Origin of the sequence: Allomuricauda sp. CP2A (genome assembly GCF_001683915.1) — a bacterium.
Taxonomy (GTDB): domain Bacteria; phylum Bacteroidota; class Bacteroidia; order Flavobacteriales; family Flavobacteriaceae; genus Flagellimonas.
The window spans coordinates 1-18,771 of sequence record NZ_LXTT01000003.1; the positions used below are offsets into that span (position 1 = coordinate 1).

15 protein-coding genes are annotated in these 18,771 nt (G+C 44.5%); 4 read left to right on the top strand and 11 right to left on the bottom strand.

Features of this window, described 5'->3' with window-relative positions; genetic code table 11:
- Positions 1–176: 176 nt before the first annotated feature.
- The 6 genes from A7D14_RS00345 to A7D14_RS00370 form a co-directional block, all read right to left on the bottom strand.
- Entirely contained in the window at positions 177–1,001 is an 825-nt protein-coding gene (locus A7D14_RS00345) for a thymidylate synthase (RefSeq protein WP_067028772.1), read from the bottom strand.
- 259 nt (positions 1,002–1,260) lie between these two features.
- Positions 1,261–1,620, bottom strand: coding sequence for a four helix bundle protein (locus A7D14_RS00350; protein ID WP_067028775.1), 360 nt, complete (start codon positions 1,618–1,620; stop codon positions 1,261–1,263).
- A gap of 113 nt (positions 1,621–1,733) precedes the next feature.
- A complete protein-coding gene (locus A7D14_RS00355) occupies positions 1,734–3,194 on the bottom strand; it encodes a NupC/NupG family nucleoside CNT transporter (protein ID WP_067028778.1) in 1,461 nt (486 codons plus the stop codon).
- Between the two features lie 9 nt (positions 3,195–3,203).
- The gene (locus tag A7D14_RS00360; protein WP_067028781.1) at positions 3,204–3,836 is read right to left on the bottom strand and encodes a bifunctional nuclease family protein; all 633 of its coding nucleotides are present in this window, start codon (positions 3,834–3,836) and stop codon (positions 3,204–3,206) included.
- A gap of 88 nt (positions 3,837–3,924) precedes the next feature.
- Entirely contained in the window at positions 3,925–4,893 is a 969-nt protein-coding gene (locus A7D14_RS00365) for an electron transfer flavoprotein subunit alpha/FixB family protein (protein ID WP_067028826.1), read from the bottom strand.
- 77 nt (positions 4,894–4,970) lie between these two features.
- A complete protein-coding gene (locus A7D14_RS00370; RefSeq protein WP_067028784.1) occupies positions 4,971–5,717 on the bottom strand; it encodes an electron transfer flavoprotein subunit beta/FixA family protein in 747 nt (248 codons plus the stop codon).
- 171 nt (positions 5,718–5,888) lie between these two features.
- Between A7D14_RS00370 and A7D14_RS00375 the strand changes: the two genes are divergently transcribed.
- The 4 genes from A7D14_RS00375 (at position 5,889) to A7D14_RS00390 (ending at position 12,695) form a co-directional block, all read left to right on the top strand.
- Positions 5,889–6,866 (top strand): pyruvate dehydrogenase complex E1 component subunit beta, encoded by a 978-nt coding sequence (locus tag A7D14_RS00375; protein WP_067028786.1) that lies wholly within the window; start codon positions 5,889–5,891, stop codon positions 6,864–6,866.
- A 158-nt stretch (positions 6,867–7,024) separates the two neighbouring features.
- On the top strand, positions 7,025–9,520 hold the full coding sequence (locus A7D14_RS00380) for a DUF5686 and carboxypeptidase-like regulatory domain-containing protein (RefSeq protein WP_067028790.1): 2,496 nt from the start codon (positions 7,025–7,027) through the stop codon (positions 9,518–9,520).
- Positions 9,521–9,663: 143 nt separating this feature from the next.
- Positions 9,664–10,191 carry an inorganic diphosphatase gene (locus A7D14_RS00385; RefSeq protein ID WP_067028793.1) on the top strand — a complete coding sequence of 176 codons (528 nt, stop codon included), beginning with the start codon at positions 9,664–9,666 and terminating at the stop codon, positions 10,189–10,191.
- A gap of 113 nt (positions 10,192–10,304) precedes the next feature.
- A complete protein-coding gene (locus tag A7D14_RS00390; protein ID WP_067028795.1) occupies positions 10,305–12,695 on the top strand; it encodes a sodium-translocating pyrophosphatase in 2,391 nt (796 codons plus the stop codon).
- A 174-nt stretch (positions 12,696–12,869) separates the two neighbouring features.
- Here the strand turns inward: A7D14_RS00390 and A7D14_RS00395 are convergent, their stop codons facing one another.
- From A7D14_RS00395 to A7D14_RS00415, 5 genes are all read right to left on the bottom strand, one after another.
- Positions 12,870–14,981, bottom strand: a complete 2,112-nt coding sequence (locus A7D14_RS00395) for a PQQ-binding-like beta-propeller repeat protein (RefSeq protein ID WP_067028798.1) — start codon at positions 14,979–14,981, stop codon at positions 12,870–12,872.
- 147 nt (positions 14,982–15,128) lie between these two features.
- Complete coding sequence (locus tag A7D14_RS00400; protein ID WP_067028801.1) at positions 15,129–15,839, bottom strand: energy transducer TonB; 711 nt, start codon at positions 15,837–15,839, stop codon at positions 15,129–15,131.
- Between the two features lie 108 nt (positions 15,840–15,947).
- Positions 15,948–16,388, bottom strand: a complete 441-nt coding sequence (locus A7D14_RS00405; RefSeq protein WP_067028804.1) for a hypothetical protein — start codon at positions 16,386–16,388, stop codon at positions 15,948–15,950.
- A gap of 23 nt (positions 16,389–16,411) precedes the next feature.
- Complete coding sequence (locus A7D14_RS00410; protein ID WP_067028807.1) at positions 16,412–17,680, bottom strand: serine hydrolase domain-containing protein; 1,269 nt, start codon at positions 17,678–17,680, stop codon at positions 16,412–16,414.
- A gap of 19 nt (positions 17,681–17,699) precedes the next feature.
- Positions 17,700–18,740, bottom strand: a complete 1,041-nt coding sequence (locus tag A7D14_RS00415; protein WP_067028829.1) for a zinc-dependent alcohol dehydrogenase family protein — start codon at positions 18,738–18,740, stop codon at positions 17,700–17,702.
- Positions 18,741–18,771: the final 31 nt, after the last annotated feature.

Genomic DNA, 18,771 nt, shown 5'->3' on the forward strand with positions numbered 1-18,771 from the left:
AATAGTGAATAAGCATAGAAGTTATAATGAAGAATCGAATTTTCTTTTTGAAGAATTGTATTATATGCTTTGTGAATTTTATACCCAAGTGCAGTTCGTTTATTCATGATTTAATCTAAGCTAACCCGTTAATAAAAATCAAAACTTTGGATAAAAACGGAATTTCATGGGATTATTTACACCGCCACAACCCCTTTAATATGTGGGTGCGGATCGTAGTTCAACAGCTCAAAATCATCAAAAGTAAAGTTGAAAATATCTTTTACCTCTGGGTTCAGTTTCATGGTGGGCAAGGGGCGTGGCTCCCTACTCAATTGCAGGTGCACTTGCTCCAAATGGTTGTTGTAGATATGGGCATCACCAAAGGTGTGGATAAAATCACCGGGCAAATAGCCACATACTTGGGCCATCATCATGGTGAACAAAGCGTAAGAGGCAATGTTGAACGGCACACCTAAAAATATGTCAGCACTGCGTTGGTAGAGCTGGCAAGAAAGTTTGCCATCGGCTACATAAAACTGAAAAAAGGCATGGCAGGGGGGGAGTGCGGCCTTTCCATTGGCCACATTTTCCGCAAAGGACACCGAAGTATCCGGCAACACACTGGGGTTCCAAGCAGATACCAGCATTCTGCGGCTATTTGGATTGGTCTTTAAGGTTTCCACCACTTCCTTGATCTGATCAATTTCCTCACTGTTCCAATTGCGCCATTGGTGGCCATATACGGGGCCGAGGTCGCCGTTTTCATCCGCCCACTCGTTCCATATTCGGACGCCGTTTTCTTGTAAGTACTGCACATTGGTGTCCCCTTTCAAGAACCACAGCAACTCATGGACAATGGATTTGAGGTGCAACTTTTTGGTAGTCACCATGGGGAATCCCTCGGATAGGTCAAATCGCATCTGATAGCCAAAAACGCTCAAGGTGCCTGTTCCGGTACGGTCGCCTTTGGCATTCCCGTGTTCCAATACATGTTTTAGGAGGTCGTGGTACTGTTTCATGCTTTTAATGCTATATTGTCGTCATTTCGAGTGGTTTCAGCTTGCTGAAATCGTATCGAGAAATCCAAAGCATCTCGATTCCCCTTCGACTGCCTACCCGTTCGGCAGGCGGGCGCTCAGGGTGACAGCTCGATGTGACACAAAATCAATCCGTCTAAATTACTGTAATGGGTAGGTTTTTGAAACTAAAATCCAAAAGACTTATAAAAACTTTATTAACTGGGATACTATAAAAGGCTAAAGGATTTTAGGTAAAAGGTCAATAGTTTGATTTAATATATTTAATCAACGATACGATTTTCTTTTGTAGTATTTGAATCTTTTCAACAAGGCAATCTGCTACTTCAGGAGAAAGAAATTCTAAATCTTCACAAAGAATTAGGTGGGTTTCCAATTCGTAGGCAGAACCCAAGCTCATTTGAAGAAATCGGACAAAATCCTTCTCAGAATATTTGCCGCAGCCTTCTGCAATGTTCGCAGGAATGGAAATGGCACTTCTCTGCACCTGGGGTGTCAATCCAAATCGTTCGGAATCTGGTAAGAACTTGGTGAGTGTGTAAACTTCTTTCACTAAAATTCGTCCGTCTTTCCAGACGTTCAACCCTCTAAAATTTCTCATAACTATCTATGTTTAAAAATTTCGAGGTTGAATTCTGTGTTTTAATTTTTCTGATTCTTCTAAAGACCTTTTTCCCTTCGCCTTTGACCCTTCGCCTTTCACCCTTCACCTATCTATCCCAAAATCATCCCCGCAATGGTAGCAGACAGCAATGAGGCCAAAGAGCCGCCCAAAACAGCTTTCATTCCAAATTGGGACAATACTTTACGCTGACCGGGGGCCAAAGAGCCAATACCTCCAATCTGTATGCCGATGGAAGCGAAGTTGGCAAAGCCACACAGCATATAGGTAGCCATAATCACGGATTTGTTGTAGGCAAAATGAAGGTCACTGGTGACCGCCTTTAGTTCGGCCAATTGAATGTAACCCACAAATTCGCTGGCAGCAAGTTTGATTCCGAGTAACTGTCCCATGAGCATGACATCTTCATTGGCCACCCCGATGAGCCACATAAGAGGCGCAAAAATGGTCCCCAATATGGCCTCGAGCGAGAAGCTTTCGTATGGAGAGTTGGCAGCAATCCATGAATTGAAAGTGGTTAGATCGCCCACCCAACCCAAAATACCATTGATCATGGCGATAAAGGCCACAAAGACCAAGAGCATGGCTCCTACGTTGAGGGCCAGTTTTAAACCTTCGGTGGTGCCATTGGCAATAGCGTCCAAGATATTGGCCCCGATTTTTTCGGAGGAGACCTTTACATCCGTATTGACGGCTTCGGTCTGTGGATATAATATTTTTGAAATGACAATGGCCCCGGGTGCTGCCATTACCGATGCGGCCAAAAGGTGCTTTGCAAAGACCAATCGTAAAACAGGGTCATCGCCGCCCAAAAAACCGATATAGGCTGCCAAAACGGCTCCGGCCACAGTGGCCATGCCACCGATCATCACCAGAAGGATTTCGGACTTGTTCATTTTTTCCAAATATGCTTTGATGAGCAATGGGGCTTCGGTCTGGCCCAAGAAAATGTTTCCGGCAACTGATAAACTTTCCGCTCCGGATATTCCGAGTGATTTGGATAGCAACCAAGCCATGGCCTTCACCACTTTTTGAATGATGCCCAAATAGAACAGGACCGAAGTCAGTGCGGAAAAGAAAATTATGGTAGGCAATACCTGAAAGGCAAAAATATACCCGAAAGTGTCCATGTCCACCACCAGACCTTCAAACAGGAACTGGCTCCCTGCCCGGGTAAAATCGAGGATGCTCACAAAGACTTCGCCGACTTTTTCAAAGGCATATTGCACAAAAGATACTTTGAGCACCCCAATGGCAATTAACAATTGCAACGTAAGCCCAATGCCGACCGTTTTCCAATTGATGGCCCTTCGGTTGGAACTGAACAAAAAGGAAATCAAGATCAAAACGGCCATGCCCAAGGCCCCTCTCCACAGGGTGTTGACGGAAAATCCTTGGTTGGGAATCATCTCTGGAGCATCCTGCACCGAAATATCATCGATGATGGTGGTGCCAATGGCGGTGTTAAGGGAATCAGTGGGGAGTGTATTTTGGCCGAGGACAACCGTACAAACGAATACTAGTGCCAGGAAACTCAAGGTCTTTTTCCCCATGTAGTTGATTTATTTGCGCTTGGAAATTTCGTCCCGTAATTTGGCAGCTTTTTCGTAGTCCTCGCTGGCCACTGCCTTATCCAATTCTTTATGTAGTTCTTCCAGGGACATTTCGCGATAGCCGTGGGAACCCGGTCCGGATTCAATCTCAACCGCTTCGCCTTCCTGAAGGATTTCATCGACCACTATACTGTTGTCATCATCCTCATTTTCATCTTCTTTGGAAGAGAATTTGAGAAAGATTCCTGCCTTGTCCAAAATGGTCCTGTACGTAAATATGGGCGCATCAAAACGAAGGGCCAAAGCAATGGCATCGCTGGTTCTGGCATCTATGATTTCTTCCTCCTTGTCCCGTTCACAAATGATGCTGGAATAGAAAACGCCATCCACCAATTTATGGATAATGACCTGCTTGATCACAATTTGAAATCGGTCTGCAAAGTTCTTGAACAGATCGTGGGTGAGGGGTCGGGGTGGTTTTATCTCCTTTTCCAATGCAATGGCGATGGACTGTGCCTCAAATGCCCCTATGACTATGGGAAGCTTTCTGTCCCCTTCAACCTCATTCAAAATAAGGGCGTATGCACCATTCTGGGTTTGACTGTATGATATTCCCTTTATTTTTAACCGTACTAAGCTCATAATCTCCTTCTATACCAAAAAGGGCTGTTCAAATAAGTGACTTTGCCAGTTATCTGAACAGCCCCTGTTAAGGGCAAATTAACAAAATTTAAGCGTTTTGGGCTTTAAATTCCTTTAATTTTTCGATGAGTTTGGGTACGACTTCAAAGGCGTCCCCAACAATTCCGTAATCAGCGGCCTTAAAGAAGGGAGCTTCAGGGTCGTTGTTGATGACCACTTTGGTTTTTGATGCACTCACCCCGGCCAAGTGCTGTATGGCACCAGAGATACCGATGGCGATGTACAGATTGCTGGCTACGGGTTTACCGGTTTGGCCCACGTGTTCGCCATGTGGACGCCATCCCATATCGGATACGGGCTTGGAACAAGCGGTTGCTGCTCCCAATACTTCGGCCAACTCTTCCACCATGCCCCAATTTTCCGGACCCTTGAGTCCACGTCCTCCGGAAACCACGATATCGGCATCGGCAATGGAAACCTTTCCGGCCACCTTGTCCACTTCAACGGATTTGGTGGAAAAAGCATCATCGGCCAAAGATGGACTAAAATCTTCGACTGTTGCAGAAACGCTGTTTTCCACAACACCGAAGGCATTGTTGGAAACGCCAATGATTTTTACATCCGAAGTGATTTCGGTATGGGCGAACCCTTTATTACTGAAAGCGGTGCGTTTCACCACAAAGGGTGAAGTGCTATCTGGAGCGGCCACCACATTGGGCACATAGCCTGCATTCAATTTTGCGGTAAGAATGGGTGCCAAGAATTTGCTGTCGGCACTGGAACTTACAATGATGACCTTGGCACCTTCCGCTTCGGCTGCCTGTGCCAATGCACTGGCGTATGCTTTGGCATTAAAGGTGGCCAATTGGTCGTTGGATATCTTCAATACTTTGGAAACCCCATATTCGCCCAGTGATGCATTGTCATCGGTATTGAAAGTAACAGCGGTAACGCTTGTTCCAAGGTCTTGGGCTACTTTATGGGCATAGGAAGCGACTTCAAAAGCGCTCTTTTTTAATTTTCCTTTTTCTGATTCGGTATAGACTACTACTGACATAATTTCTTGAAATTTCAATTTTTCAAATCCCAAATTCCAAAAGCTTGGTATTTGGTGCTTTGCATTTGAGTTTTGATTTAAATCACTTTGGCTTCGTTGTGCAACAAGTCAACCAATTCCCCAACATTGTCGGCATCCACCAATTTAACAGGGCCTTTTGCGGCCGGTTTATCAAACTTTTGGTCTTGGGTGGGCTGAGGTGCATCCACGGGTTCAACTACGTTGAGGGCTTTTTTACGGGCCATCATAATACCGCGCATATTGGGAATGCGGAGGTCGCTTTCTTCCACCAATCCTTTTTGGCCTCCCACCACTAAGGGCAAAGAGGTGCTTATTTTTTCTTTTCCACCATCAATCTCACGAATGGCCGTGGCGTTTGAACCATCAATCTCTAGACTGATACAGGTATTTACAAAGTTCATGTCTAATAGCGTGGCCAATATGCCAGGGACCATGCCTCCGTTATAATCAATGGATTCCCTTCCGGCTATAATGAGGTCGTACCCGCCGTTCCTTACCACTTCGGCCAATTGTTTGGCCACAAAGAAACCGTCGGTGGGTTCGGCATTCACCCGAATGGCCTCATCGGCACCAATGGCCAATGCCTTTCGGATTGTGGGCTCGGTCTGGGCACCCCCTACGGTGGCCACGTGTACCTCTGCACCCTGTTTTTCCTTGAACCACATGGCACGTGTCAGCCCAAATTCATCGTTTGGATTGATCACAAATTGCACCCCGGTGGTATCAAACTTGGTGTCGCCTTCCGTAAAATTGATTTTGGAAGTAGTATCCGGTACGTTGCTTATGCAAACTAAAATCTTCATATATACTTAAGGTTTATGGTTTCAAAGATAGCTATTAAATTCTAAATTTATTATGCATGCATAATAAATTTTGTTCTTTTTTTTGGATGAAGGCACAGGATTGTTCGTGTAGTTTTTGCTATTTTTGCTTGCGTTTTTAAGCACACTAACGAATCTATTTATCACCATTTAATGAAAACACTACAGTTTAGGGAAGCCATAGCGGAGGCGATGTCTGAAGAAATGCGAAGGGACGATACCATTTATTTGATGGGAGAGGAAGTGGCCGAGTACAATGGAGCCTACAAAGCTTCCAAGGGAATGTTGGACGAGTTTGGACCCGAGCGGGTGATTGACACTCCCATATCTGAATTGGGATTTGCTGGTATTGGTGTAGGTTCTACCATGAACGGCAACCGCCCCATCATAGAATTTATGACCTTCAACTTCTCTTTGGTAGGGATAGATCAGATCATAAACAATGCGGCAAAAATCAGGCAAATGTCCGCTGGGCAGTTTCCATGCCCCATTGTCTTTAGGGGGCCAACGGCTTCTGCCGGACAGTTGGCGGCAACACACTCCCAGGCTTTTGAAAGTTGGTTCGCCAACTGCCCTGGGTTAAAGGTGGTGGTGCCCTCCAATCCTGCCGATGCAAAAGGTTTGTTGAAATCGGCCATTCGTGACGATGACCCTGTTATTTTCATGGAGTCTGAGCAGATGTACGGTGATAAAGGGGAAGTGCCCGAAGGGGAATACACCATTCCGTTGGGTGTGGCCGATATAAAGCGTGAAGGAACCGATGTTACCATTGTTTCCTTCGGAAAAATCATCAAGGAGGCCTACAAAGCTGCCGATGAATTGGAGAAAGAAGGCATCAGCTGCGAAATCATCGATTTGCGAACCGTGCGACCCATGGATCATGAAGCCATCCTCAAGTCCGTAAAGAAAACCAATAGAATGGTAATTTTGGAAGAAGCATGGCCTTTTGGCAATGTGGCCACCGAAATTATCTATCAAGTTCAGGATAAAGCATTCGATTATTTGGATGCCCCCATCGTAAAACTCAACACAGCGGACACTCCGGCGCCGTATTCACCTGTACTTTTGGCAGAATGGTTGCCCAATCACGAAGATGTGATCAAAGCTGTTAAAAAAGTTTTATATAAATAAACTTGGTTATATTTGTAAGGTATTTGGGCCTCATCGACTTTCGTTGATGGGGCTTTTTTAAGGAAACAGTTTTTGATAAAAAATTACTTTTAGTCAAAATTTAACCGAAGTAAAATTGAAAGACCGTATGGTTTTTCAAGTGTCCCATATATCAAAACATGAAGAGATTCCTTACCGTATTCTTTTTCCTGTCTTTTTTGGCTGCTTCTGCCCAAACCAAGGTCGGGGGCATCGTTTTGGATGAATCGGGCGACCCCATTGCCTTTGCCAACATCATTTTTAAAAATTCTTCCGAAGGTACCATCACCAATGATAATGGCCGATTTTATCTGGAATCCGATGACACCTATGACATCATCACCGTTTCGTTTATTGGTTATGAGACCAAAGAGTTGTCCTTGCCGCAAAAGGTAAACTATGGTTTGGAAATTGTACTGAACGAATCCACCGAACAATTGAAGGAAGTGGTGGTATACACTGGAAAACAATCCAAAAAAGACAATCCGGCCATAGACATTCTTCGGAAAATATGGGAAAAAAAGCGCGAGAACGGGGTTCGTATGTTCAAGCAATATGAGTACGACAAATACGAGAAAATAGAATTCGACCTTAATACCATAGACAGCGCCCTGATCCAAAGTAAACTGTTCAAGGGACTCGAATTTATGTTCGAGGATTTGGACACGTCCCGTGTTACCGGAAAAACCTACCTGCCTTTTTTCTTGAACGAAACTTTTTCAAGAGTATTTGGAGATAATGTCATAAACAGGGAAAAAGAAGATGTGTTGGGGAACAAAAGTTCCGGGTTTGAAGGAAATCAATCCATAACTGCATTTGTGGAAGACCTGTATACGGATTATAACATTTACGACAATTACCTTCGGTTTTTTGATAAAAGCTTTACCAGTCCGCTTTCCAAAACAGGAATTGACACCTATAACTATGTCCTTTCAGACAGTACCTATATCGACAATAAATGGTGCTACAATATCATCTATTACCCCAGACGAAAGAATGAGCTCACCTTTAAGGGCGATTTTTGGGTGAATGACACCACCTTTGCCATCAAGAAAATCAACATGCAGGTCACCAAAAGTGCCAACATCAACTGGGTTAAGGAGATTTATATTGAGCAGGATTTTGAGGTGGTCAACGATTCGGTCTTTTTGTTGAAACGGGACTATATGCTGAGCGATTTTGCCTTTTCCAAAAAGGAAAAATCACGTGGCGTGTACGGAAAACGCACCACTGTATTTGATAATTATAAGTTCAACACCAACCATCCCGAAGAGTTTTACAAAGCGGAATCCGACCCTTATGACCCCCGGGTGTTTGCAAGGGACAGCACATTTTGGAAAAATGCCCGCTTGGAAATCCTTAATGATGATGAATCGGGGATTTTTGAGCTGTTGGATACCCTAAAGACCGTTCCCAAGTTCCGGACCTACTATGACATTGTGAGTATTTTGGGTTCGGGTTATATTGAAATTGACAAGTGGAACATTGACATTGGTGACATTTACAGCACTTTTGGCTACAATGATGCCGAAGGCATTCGGCTAAGGGGAGGGGCGCGGACCTATTTCGGTCAAAATGATCCATGGCGATTGGAAGGCTACATGGCCTATGGTTTTGATGATCAAAAGTTCAAACACGGTTTTTCTGGCAAATTTTTATTGGATAGAAAGACAAGGCTCATTGTTTCGGGCGGAAACAGAAGGGACATTGAGCAATTGGGACTCAGCCTTACCAGTACCAACGACGTGTTGGGCAGGAGCATAGCTTCGTCCTCCTTGGTCACTGTGGGGTCTAACAACAGGCTCACCAATATCAACTTATCCACCCTTAATGTGGAAATGGAGCCTGCAAAAAACTTTAGGATAAGTGTGGGCAGTTCTTTCCGCACCTTAAGCTCGGCCCTGCCAGATGCATTCAGCCTGGATTATGTGGATCCCAGTTCCCCGACCGGGATTTCCTCAGAAGTGAAGCAGTTTGACCTCAGTACAGCCCTGATCTACACACCCGGAAAACGGACCATTGGGTATGGGGTGGAACGTGTCAGCATCAATGATGACCACAGTACCCTAGTGCTTAATTATACCAAAGGTATCAGTGGTTTTTTGGAAAGCGATTTTGACTATGAGCGCATTCAATTTTCATACCGACAACCATGGCAGTTGGGAGGGTATGGAAGACTGACGAGCAGTGTGGAATTGGGCAAGACCTTTGGTGAGGTGCCTTTATCCCTGTTGAGTGTGATTCCCGGAAACCAAACCCTGTTTTCACTTTACAATGCCTTTCCTAATCTGGATTTTTATGAGTTCGTGACCGATACGTATGCCACGGTACATTTGGAGCATAATTTTAATGGAAGGCTGTTTTCAAGGATTCCATTGCTCCGCAAACTCAACCTAAGGGAAATTGTGGGACTGCGAGGGGCATGGGGCCAACTCTCCGATGAAAATATTGCCCTCAGCGCACCCACCAACATCCCATTAATGGCACCCGAGGATCAAATTTATTGGGAGTATTCCTTTGGAATAGGCAATATCTTCAAGATTTTTAGGATCGATTTTAACTTTAGGGGCAACTACTTGGACAACCCAGATGCCCGACCATTTGGGATTACGGGAACCTTCGGATTTAATTTTTAACCGAAAAAATCTTCCTGATGCAAAGTATCAGGATTCAGATGAAATTGTCATTCCCGTGAAAACGGGAATCTATACGAATTAATCCAATTTCTTTATCCTTTTCCAGTAATACGGGCTATTTTTGCAAAAACAAAACTTCAAAAATGTCCAATAAAGAACCTCTTACTTTCGATGTATTGATTGAAATTCCAAAAGGTAGCCGAAACAAGTACGAATACGATTTTACACTACATAAGATCAGGTTTGATAGAACCCTCTTTTCTTCCATGATGTATCCCGGTGATTATGGTTTTATTCCAGAAACGCTCGCCTTGGATGGGGACCCCCTGGATGTTTTGGTCCTTTGCACCGAGCCAACCTACCCTATGGTGGTTGCCGAGGTGAAACCCGTAGGTGTCTTCCATATGACCGATGAAAAAGGACCGGACGAAAAATTGATTTGTGTGCCTGTTTCAGACCCCATTTGGAGCAAAAGGGATGATATTAGCGAACTGAACCCCCATAGGCTCAAGGAGATAGAGCACTTTTTTCAGGTGTACAAAGACTTGGAAAAAAAGAAAGTGGACACCGGTGGTTGGGGTGATGTCAATGAGGCCATCGCCATTTACCATGAATGTGTGAAGCGCTATGAAGAAAGTGAGCACAAAAAGAAACGCACTTATACCATATAGATAACATGGAACACAGATTAGTGCGCATTTAACAATCAAAAGAGCATTTTTTTTATTACTCCGTATTTTACTACATTAGCTGCCATTAAAAAAATATTAAATAACTACAAACTATGGATTTAATCGTAAAATTTTTGCCCGCATTTGGTATTTTGGGCTTGTTGTACGTATTCATTAAAAACGTATGGATTACAAAACAGGAAGTCGGAGATGCCAAGATGGCAAAAATTGCCAAGAACATTGCAGATGGAGCAATGTCATTTCTAAAGGCAGAATATAAAATACTGAGCATATTTGTAATTGCCGTGGCCATTTTATTGTTCTTTAAAGGAAGCAATGAAGTAGGTTCAAACGGTATGGTGGCTGTCTCATTTATAGTTGGGGCCATTTGCTCCGCTTTGGCCGGTTTCATTGGAATGAAGGTAGCCACAAAAGCTAATGTAAGGACTACAAATGCCGCTAGAACCTCTTTGGGCAAAGCCTTGGAAGTAGCCTTTGCTGGAGGAGCCGTAATGGGTCTTGGTGTAGTGGGTCTTGGTGTTCTTGGTTTGAGTAGCTTATTTTGGTTGTATCAGGAAATGTGGCCAGGAGCAGATAATTTGTCGATGGTCTTAAATGTACTTACAGGATTTTCCATGGGAGCTTCCTCGATAGCCTTATTTGCCCGTGTTGGTGGCGGTATTTATACCAAAGCTGCCGATGTAGGGGCGGATTTGGTTGGAAAAGTAGAAGCGGGAATACCCGAAGATCATCCATTGAACCCTGCCACCATTGCGGATAACGTAGGAGATAACGTAGGGGATGTGGCCGGAATGGGAGCGGATTTGTTCGAATCGTATGTAGGTTCCATCATTGGTACCATGGTTTTGGGAGCGTTTATCATAACCCCGGATTTTGAAGGATTGGGCGCCGTTTATCTTCCATTGGTATTGGCCGCTGTTGGTATCGTAATGTCCATCATTGGATCTTTCTTTGTGAAAGTAAAAGATGGGGGAAATCCTCAAACAGCATTGAACATTGGTGAGTTTGGTTCTGCCATTTTAATGGTGATAGCTTCTTATTTTATAATCAATACCATGATTCCTGAAGCTGTTGATGGCCTGCCATACGGGGCAATGGGAATTTTCTGGGCTACCATAGCAGGTCTTGTCGCCGGTTTGGGTGTTGGTAAAATAACCGAATATTATACAGGTACCGGAACTAAACCAGTAAGCTCGATTGTGCGCCAATCTGAAACTGGTGCTGCAACAAATATTATTGCGGGTCTTGGGGTAGGTATGATGTCAACCATGGTTCCAATTTTGTTGATTGCGATTGCCATTTTGGTTTCGCACCATTTTGCAGGTCTTTATGGAATTGCGATTGCTGCAGTTGGGATGTTGGCAAATACAGGTATCCAATTGGCCGTTGATGCATATGGACCCATTTCAGATAATGCTGGCGGAATTGCAGAAATGGCAGAATTGCCACAAGAAGTCCGTGAACGTACCGATAAATTGGATGCCGTTGGAAATACCACCGCTGCCATTGGTAAAGGTTTTGCCATTGCTTCGGCCGCCTTGACCGCTTTGGCTCTATTTGCTGCATTTATGCAGGTTGCACATGTTTCGTCCATTGATGTTTCAAAACCGAAAGTAATGGCTGGTCTTTTGATAGGTGGGATGCTGCCTTTTGTCTTCTCAGCCTTATCAATGAATGCCGTTGGGCGAGCTGCGATGGCCATGATAGAAGAAGTTCGTAGACAATTTAATGATATTCCACAGTTGAAGGCTGCTTTGTCCGTAATGCGAAAGTATGACTCGGACATGTCCAAGGCAACTACCGAGGACAGAGCTATTTTTGATGCCGCTGATGGACATGCCGATTATCAAAAATGTGTAGAAATTTCTACGAAAGCCTCAATTAAGGAAATGGTTTTGCCAGGTTTGTTGGCCATTGCGGTGCCAGTAGCCGTTGGCTTTATTGGAAAAGCTGAAATGCTAGGCGGATTGTTGGCCGGCGTGACCACTTGTGGGGTTTTGATGGCTATTTTCCAGTCCAATGCCGGAGGCGCTTGGGACAATGCAAAGAAAATGATTGAAGCCGATGGCCGAAAGGGTACGGATGCCCATAAAGCCGCTGTAGTTGGTGATACGGTTGGTGATCCTTTTAAAGATACATCAGGGCCTTCCTTGAACATTTTGCTGAAATTGATGTCCGTTGTAGCTTTGGTAATCGCACCAAGTTTGGTGAGCATGTCACCGGGAGATGAATTGAGCATGGTTAAAGGAGATGGTACAGTTATCACTATTTCTGAGGAGGGTATGAAAGAAACCAAGACCATCGAAAAGAAGTTTGTGGTGGAAATCAGCAATACAGCTGATGGAGCTTACAAAGCCATGGTTACTTCAAGCTATGAGGATGATGGAGAAGTTATGGATGAGGTAAAGGAGTTTAAGGCGGATTCCAAAGAAGCATTGGAAGAAATGGTCGAAGCATATAAAAGTGCTAAGGCAAAGAATTAGCACATGCTTTTAAAAGAAGCTGAATAGAGGGTGCCTGAAAAGCAACAAAAGTTTGAATTTGTCAGGTTGAGCGCAGTCGAAACCCATTGTTTATCAAAATATTTTTTAGGTTCTCGACTGCGCTCGAACTGACAGATAACTAGCTTTTCAGGCACCCTCTTTTTATTGTATTATTTACTCCAAAGCAAAAGCCACAATCTGATTGCCCGGTTTTGTGCCCAATTTTTCACCACCACAGGCTATCGCGATATACTGTTTTCCATCAACTTCATACATAGTAGGTGTGGCAAAGGCAGGGGCGGGCAATTTATATTTCCAAAGTAATTCCCCCGTCGTTTTGTCAAAAGCCCTTAAATGTCCGTCCACGGTCCCGGCAATGAACAGCAGTCCATTTTCCGTGATCACGGGGCCACCATAATTTTGAGATCCTGTGATGGGATCATCTTCCGCTCTCACTTCTGGCATATCCCCCAAAGTAATGGACCATAAAAAGTCGCCTGTGTTCAAATCTATGGCGTGCATGGTGCCCCAAGGTGGACTAATGGCGGGAAAACCCTTACTGTCCTGAAAACGGGCATACCCTTTAAACTTGTAGGGAAGTGGATATCCTTCCAAAGTTCCTTCAGCGATGGCCCCACTTTCTTCATCAAAAAGAAATTGGAGCAAAGCCTCCTTTTCATCCTCGGGAATCTGGGGAAACCCCGTCATCATCCCTTTTCCGTTGGCAATCAATTCAGACACTTCGGTCTTGGTCTTGGTGTCCTTTATATTGATAAGGGTCGGATAACCACTGGAGGCCATTCCTTTTCGGTCTTTCTGATGGCAAACCACACAGTATCGACTATAAACTTGCTCCCCCAAGGAAGCATCTTCGGCAAGCGTTTCGTTTGCCACCAATTGCAGGTACCAAGGTATCTCATTGGAGTTGACGTAAATGATACCATCTTCGGGGTCTGCCCCGGTTCCTCCCCATTCGGCGGCACCATCAAGCCCCGGAAAAAGCACATTGGGTTCTAAACTGGGAGGTGCAAATTCCCGTTTATCCATGTTCCGTATAATTTCTTGAAGCTCTTCTTTGTTTTCGGCATACGGACTCACATCGGCTTCTGTTAAATCCTTGGCCAGTCTGGCAAAAGGCTTGGGCTTAACGGGAATGGGCTGGGTAGGCCATGCTTCCTCTCCTTCCAAAGTGGAGGTTGGAACTGGTACTTCTTCAATATCAAAAAGCGGTTCACCTGTGGCACGATCAAACACATAGACATAGCCTTGTTTGGTGACTTGGGCCACGGCCTTGATCTTCTTCCCATTTCTTTCCACAGTGATGAGGTTGGGAGGGGCGGGGAGATCTCGGTCCCAAATATCATGATGAACCAGCTGAAAATGCCAAATACGTTCCCCAGTTTCAGCATTTAAGGCCAGCAAGGTGTTGGCAAACAGGTTGGAGCCCTTCCGTTCCCCACCATAAAAATCAGGTGATGCGGAACCCGTTGGGAGATAGATTATCCCTGTTTCTTCATCAAGGGCCATTCCCGACCAATTGTTGGCAGCTCCAACGATATCACTTTTATAAGCATTCTTATTTTTCCATGTATCATAACCCATTTCATCAGGATGTGGAATCGTATGAAACACCCATTCCACATCACCAGTGATCACATTAAAGGCCATGACATTCCCGGGAGCCGAGCCCACGTCTTCTCCCAAACGAATGGGCATGATGATAAGGTCTTTATATATGGTACCTGGGGTATTGGAAATCAAAAATTTGTTCTTGGCCCAATCGGGCATCCCGGCATGAAGGTCAATTTTGCCGCTATCACCAAAAGAGGGGATAGACTTACCTGTTAATGCATTGATTGCATAAAGGTTGGGTCCGGCAGTGTATAAAATTCGCTTGTCATTGCCTTTGGACCAATACACAACACCCCTGCTGGTAGATAAATTTAATCGCAATGAATCGCCAAAACGCCACAGCTCTTTTCCCGTTCCGGCATGGATGGCCACGGCCCGAAGTGCGGCAGTTACCCCATACATAATGGTGTCCACCACAATGGGGTTCATTTGCATTTGACCGCTGTCCTGTGCCGAGTAGGACCAGGCAACTTTTAGGTTTTTTACATTTTCCTTATTGATTTGGGACAGGGTGGAATAATGATTTCGGTCTGGACCGCCCAGATAGGATGACCAGGTGGTATAGTCTTTTTTGGTTTGTTTTTCTGAGGGTTCACAGGCTAAAAAAAATATCCCTAAGGGTAAAAGCAATAGGAAAAATGGAAATTTTTTCAAAATGGCTCAGTTTAGAAAGTAGTGCCCTCTAAACTAATGAAAATTGCCAAATAATTGATAACACTGGTATTGGCCAATGCCATTGTCAGTTTAATCGCCCGCCTGTCCGTCCCTGCATTGCCGGCAGGCGGGCGCTCAATGTGACAATTATTGCAATTTAAAGGTAATGGGAATGGAAAAAGGTACTTTCACTGGAGTGCCACGCTGTTTTCCTGGAATCATTTTGGGTAGTTTGGAGATGATCCGTGCTGCTTCGGTTTCTAAAATTTCATGGGGACCACGCATTTTTACATCACCGATGCTACCATCTTTTTGGATGGTAAAAACCACATTGACCCTACCTTGCAATCCCATTTCTTGGGCTACTTCTGGGTAATCAAAATACTTACGGATATGTTTTTGCATCATCTCTTGAAAACAGGCTTTCTTTTCATCCTCATCGGAGATGACTTCACAACCCGGAAAAACCGGAGCATTTTCAATGGCGGAAAAAATCACGGTATCAGGAATATCATCTTCAGCCACGTCAATATCGTCTACGGATGGGATTTCCGTATTCTGATTGGGCTCGGTGGATTCAATAATGGTTTCTATAATGTCCTCATCATCTTCTGCAATTTCAATAACTGGTGGTGCTTGAATTTTGGGAGGAGGTGGCAGCTTTTGAATAGTGACGGGTGGTGTTTCCTCAAATAACACTTTTGGGTCTACCTGTCCGATTTCCCATTCTGACACCGGATAGTAGGTCTTCCATTCCAAGGCCATATAGGCCAAGAGCAGTATTACCGTCATCCCCACAAAAAAATAGAGGGTGTTGCTCCGTTTCAATTCCAGATTTGGATTTTTCTTGAGTCCCATAATTTTCAAATTTTGGCCACGCGGGCGGAGTTACTACTTGAAAACTACCTTGAAAATCAACCTAAAAAAACCAAGAATGAGTGAACGGGCGGTTTGGGTGAGGGAATGCTATTTTCTTTTAAGAAACTTTATAGCATCTCTTAAACTAGCACATCTTTCATATTCTTCATTGTTCTCCAATTGTATCCTAAGTTTATTTAGATATTGTTCTGACGCTTCAAGTTTCCTAAACTTCGCTTTAGTTCCGAAAAAATCTTTAGAATTTATTAAACTCAACGAATTAGTGAAATGATTATCCTCTGAATCAAATTCATTTAGGTCAAGCATAAATATTTTGTTATCTGATTTTAAGAACCAATTAAAGGAATTACTTCCTATACTTTTGAGGAAATTTCCACAATCTGAACAATTCTGAGAATGTCTGTACCAATCGAATCCGTTTCCAATTTCAATTGAGATAAATTCATCATCTTGTAGAATGAAATATTCATCAATTGAAATTTGATTTTCTATTTCCTGTTTTCTGTTAAGTGAAAAAATTAAAGCCATAGATCTTTGGTTAAACTAAGACCTTAGTCAATCAAGGACTGATACACCAAAGCCCGTAATTTTCCATGGTCATCAATACCTCCAGCCGGAATCAATTGGGTGAAATAAACCACAAGAAGCTCCTCTTTGGGGTCGGCCCAATAGGTGGAATGATAGGCGCCGCCCCAGGCAAATTCACCCTCGGAACCCAAGGTACCCCTTAGCCCCAAATCTTCCACGGTGGAAAAGCCCAATCCAAACCCCTGTCCTTCATTGAGTGGAAAAGGAAGATGGTTGGTGGTCATCAATTCCACAGTTTTAAGCGAAATGATGCGTTTTCCATTAAATTCACCCTTGTTGAGCATCATTTGAAGGAACTTGGCATAATCCATGGCCGTGCTCAAAAAACCGGCACCTCCTGAAAAACTTTTTCGGGGGCCATCCACATAAGCACCTTGGCCCACCATTCCCCCGGGATTTGGCGCACGCTCCAACCCGTTTTCGGTAGCGGAATACACCGTGGCCAAGCGTTCCCTTTTGTTTAGGGGAAGATAGAAATGGGTATCGGTCATGCCAATGGGGTCAAGGATGTTCTTTTTAAGAAAGACATCCAACGATTCGCCCGAAACCACCTCGATCAAGGCGCCAAGGATATCCGTGTTGTATCCGTATACAAATTTTGCTCTGGGTTGCGATTCAAACGGAAGTTCCGCCATTCGGTTTACGGTGGCCTGAATGGGCTCGTCCCTATCCGCGAAATACCAGCCCTGTATTTTGGCTTCTTCCCACAAATCTTTGGCAATGCCCCCGCCGTAGGCTACACCGGAGGTGTGGGTGAGCAAATCACGAATGGTGATGGGCCTGTCGGCTGCAACAACATCATACGAGCCATCGTCCTTGGCTACGGCGACTTTGGTTTCCATAAACGCGGGCATATATTTTCCAACGGGGTCCGTAATCAACAACTTTCCTCTTTCTTGAAGGATCATCACCCCAACACTCACAATGGCCTTGGTCTGCGAGGCAATTCGGAAAATGGAATTTTTTGTCATGGGCACATTGTTTTCCATATCGCTTTTTCCAAACGATTCAAAATAAGCCACCTTCCCTTTTCGGGCGACCAATGCGACGGCACCTGACAGCTTTCCGTCATCAACATAATCCTGAAACGTTTCCGTAAGCACATTTAGGCGCTCCGAGGACATGCCTACCTCTTCCGAAGGAACTTTTTCCAATTGCTGCGCAGGAAGGCTGATGTGTATAAGGAATGCGAGTGCGAGTAAGCTTAGTTTGTTGAAGTGTTTTGTTCTCATAATGATGGTTTGTTGATTTTTAAAATGAATTGATGACCAGTACACCTTTGCTTTCAAATTTGTGCATATTGGGAAGCGCAGTTATGGCATCTTCCAAGGTGATGGTCCGTTCTATCAGTTTTTCTGGTTTGAGTTTCCCCATTTGTATCATTTCCAGCATTTCAGGGTATTTGAAGGCTTGCATACCGTGGCTTCCGATGACTTCCAATTCATTGGCAACCACCATATCCATGGGAACCTTGGGGTGTTTGTGTTCCCCGGTCATTAATCCCGCCTGAATGTGCTTCCCCCGTTTTTTTAGATTGGCAATGGAGTTGAAACACGTCACGGGGTTTCCCAAGGCATCAAGGGATACATGAGCACCGCCATGGGTCAATGATTTCACCTCGGCGATCACATCGGAACTTTTTTGGGCATTGATGGCTTCCACAGCCCCCAGTTCTTTGGCAAGGGATAAGGTGTCGTCATTAATGTCAACCGCAATAACATGGGCCCCGAGCGCATTGGCAATCATAATGGCCGATAGACCAACACCACCGCAACCATGTACCGCCACGTATTGACCGCCCTTTACCTTGCCTTGGTCCACAACGGCCCGAAAAGCCGTAATAAAACGACATCCTAAAATAGCAGCTGTTTCATTGGTAATCCCATCAGGGATTTTGATCAAATTGGTGTCCGCATAATCCAGAGCCACATATTCAGCAAAGGAGCCCCAGTGGGTAAAACCAGGCTGCGATTGATGGTCGCATACTTGGTGGTTGCCCGATATACACTCACCACAAGTACCACAACCGCAAACAAAAGGGACGGTAACGCGGTCTCCAATCTTAAAATTCACAACATTTTTTCCGATGGAAGCTACAGTGCCTGCCAACTCATGCCCTGGGACATGTGGGAGTTTAATGTCGGGATCATGCCCCATCCAGCCATGCCAATCGCTCAGGCAAAGTCCAGTAGCCTCCACTTTTGCCACCACGCCATGGCTCTTGGGTGTGGGATCGGGCACGGATTTAACATTTAATGCGCCTTGGAAGTTTTCGTACACTAAAGCTTTCATGAATTTATTGCCACTGGAAATTTCATACAGC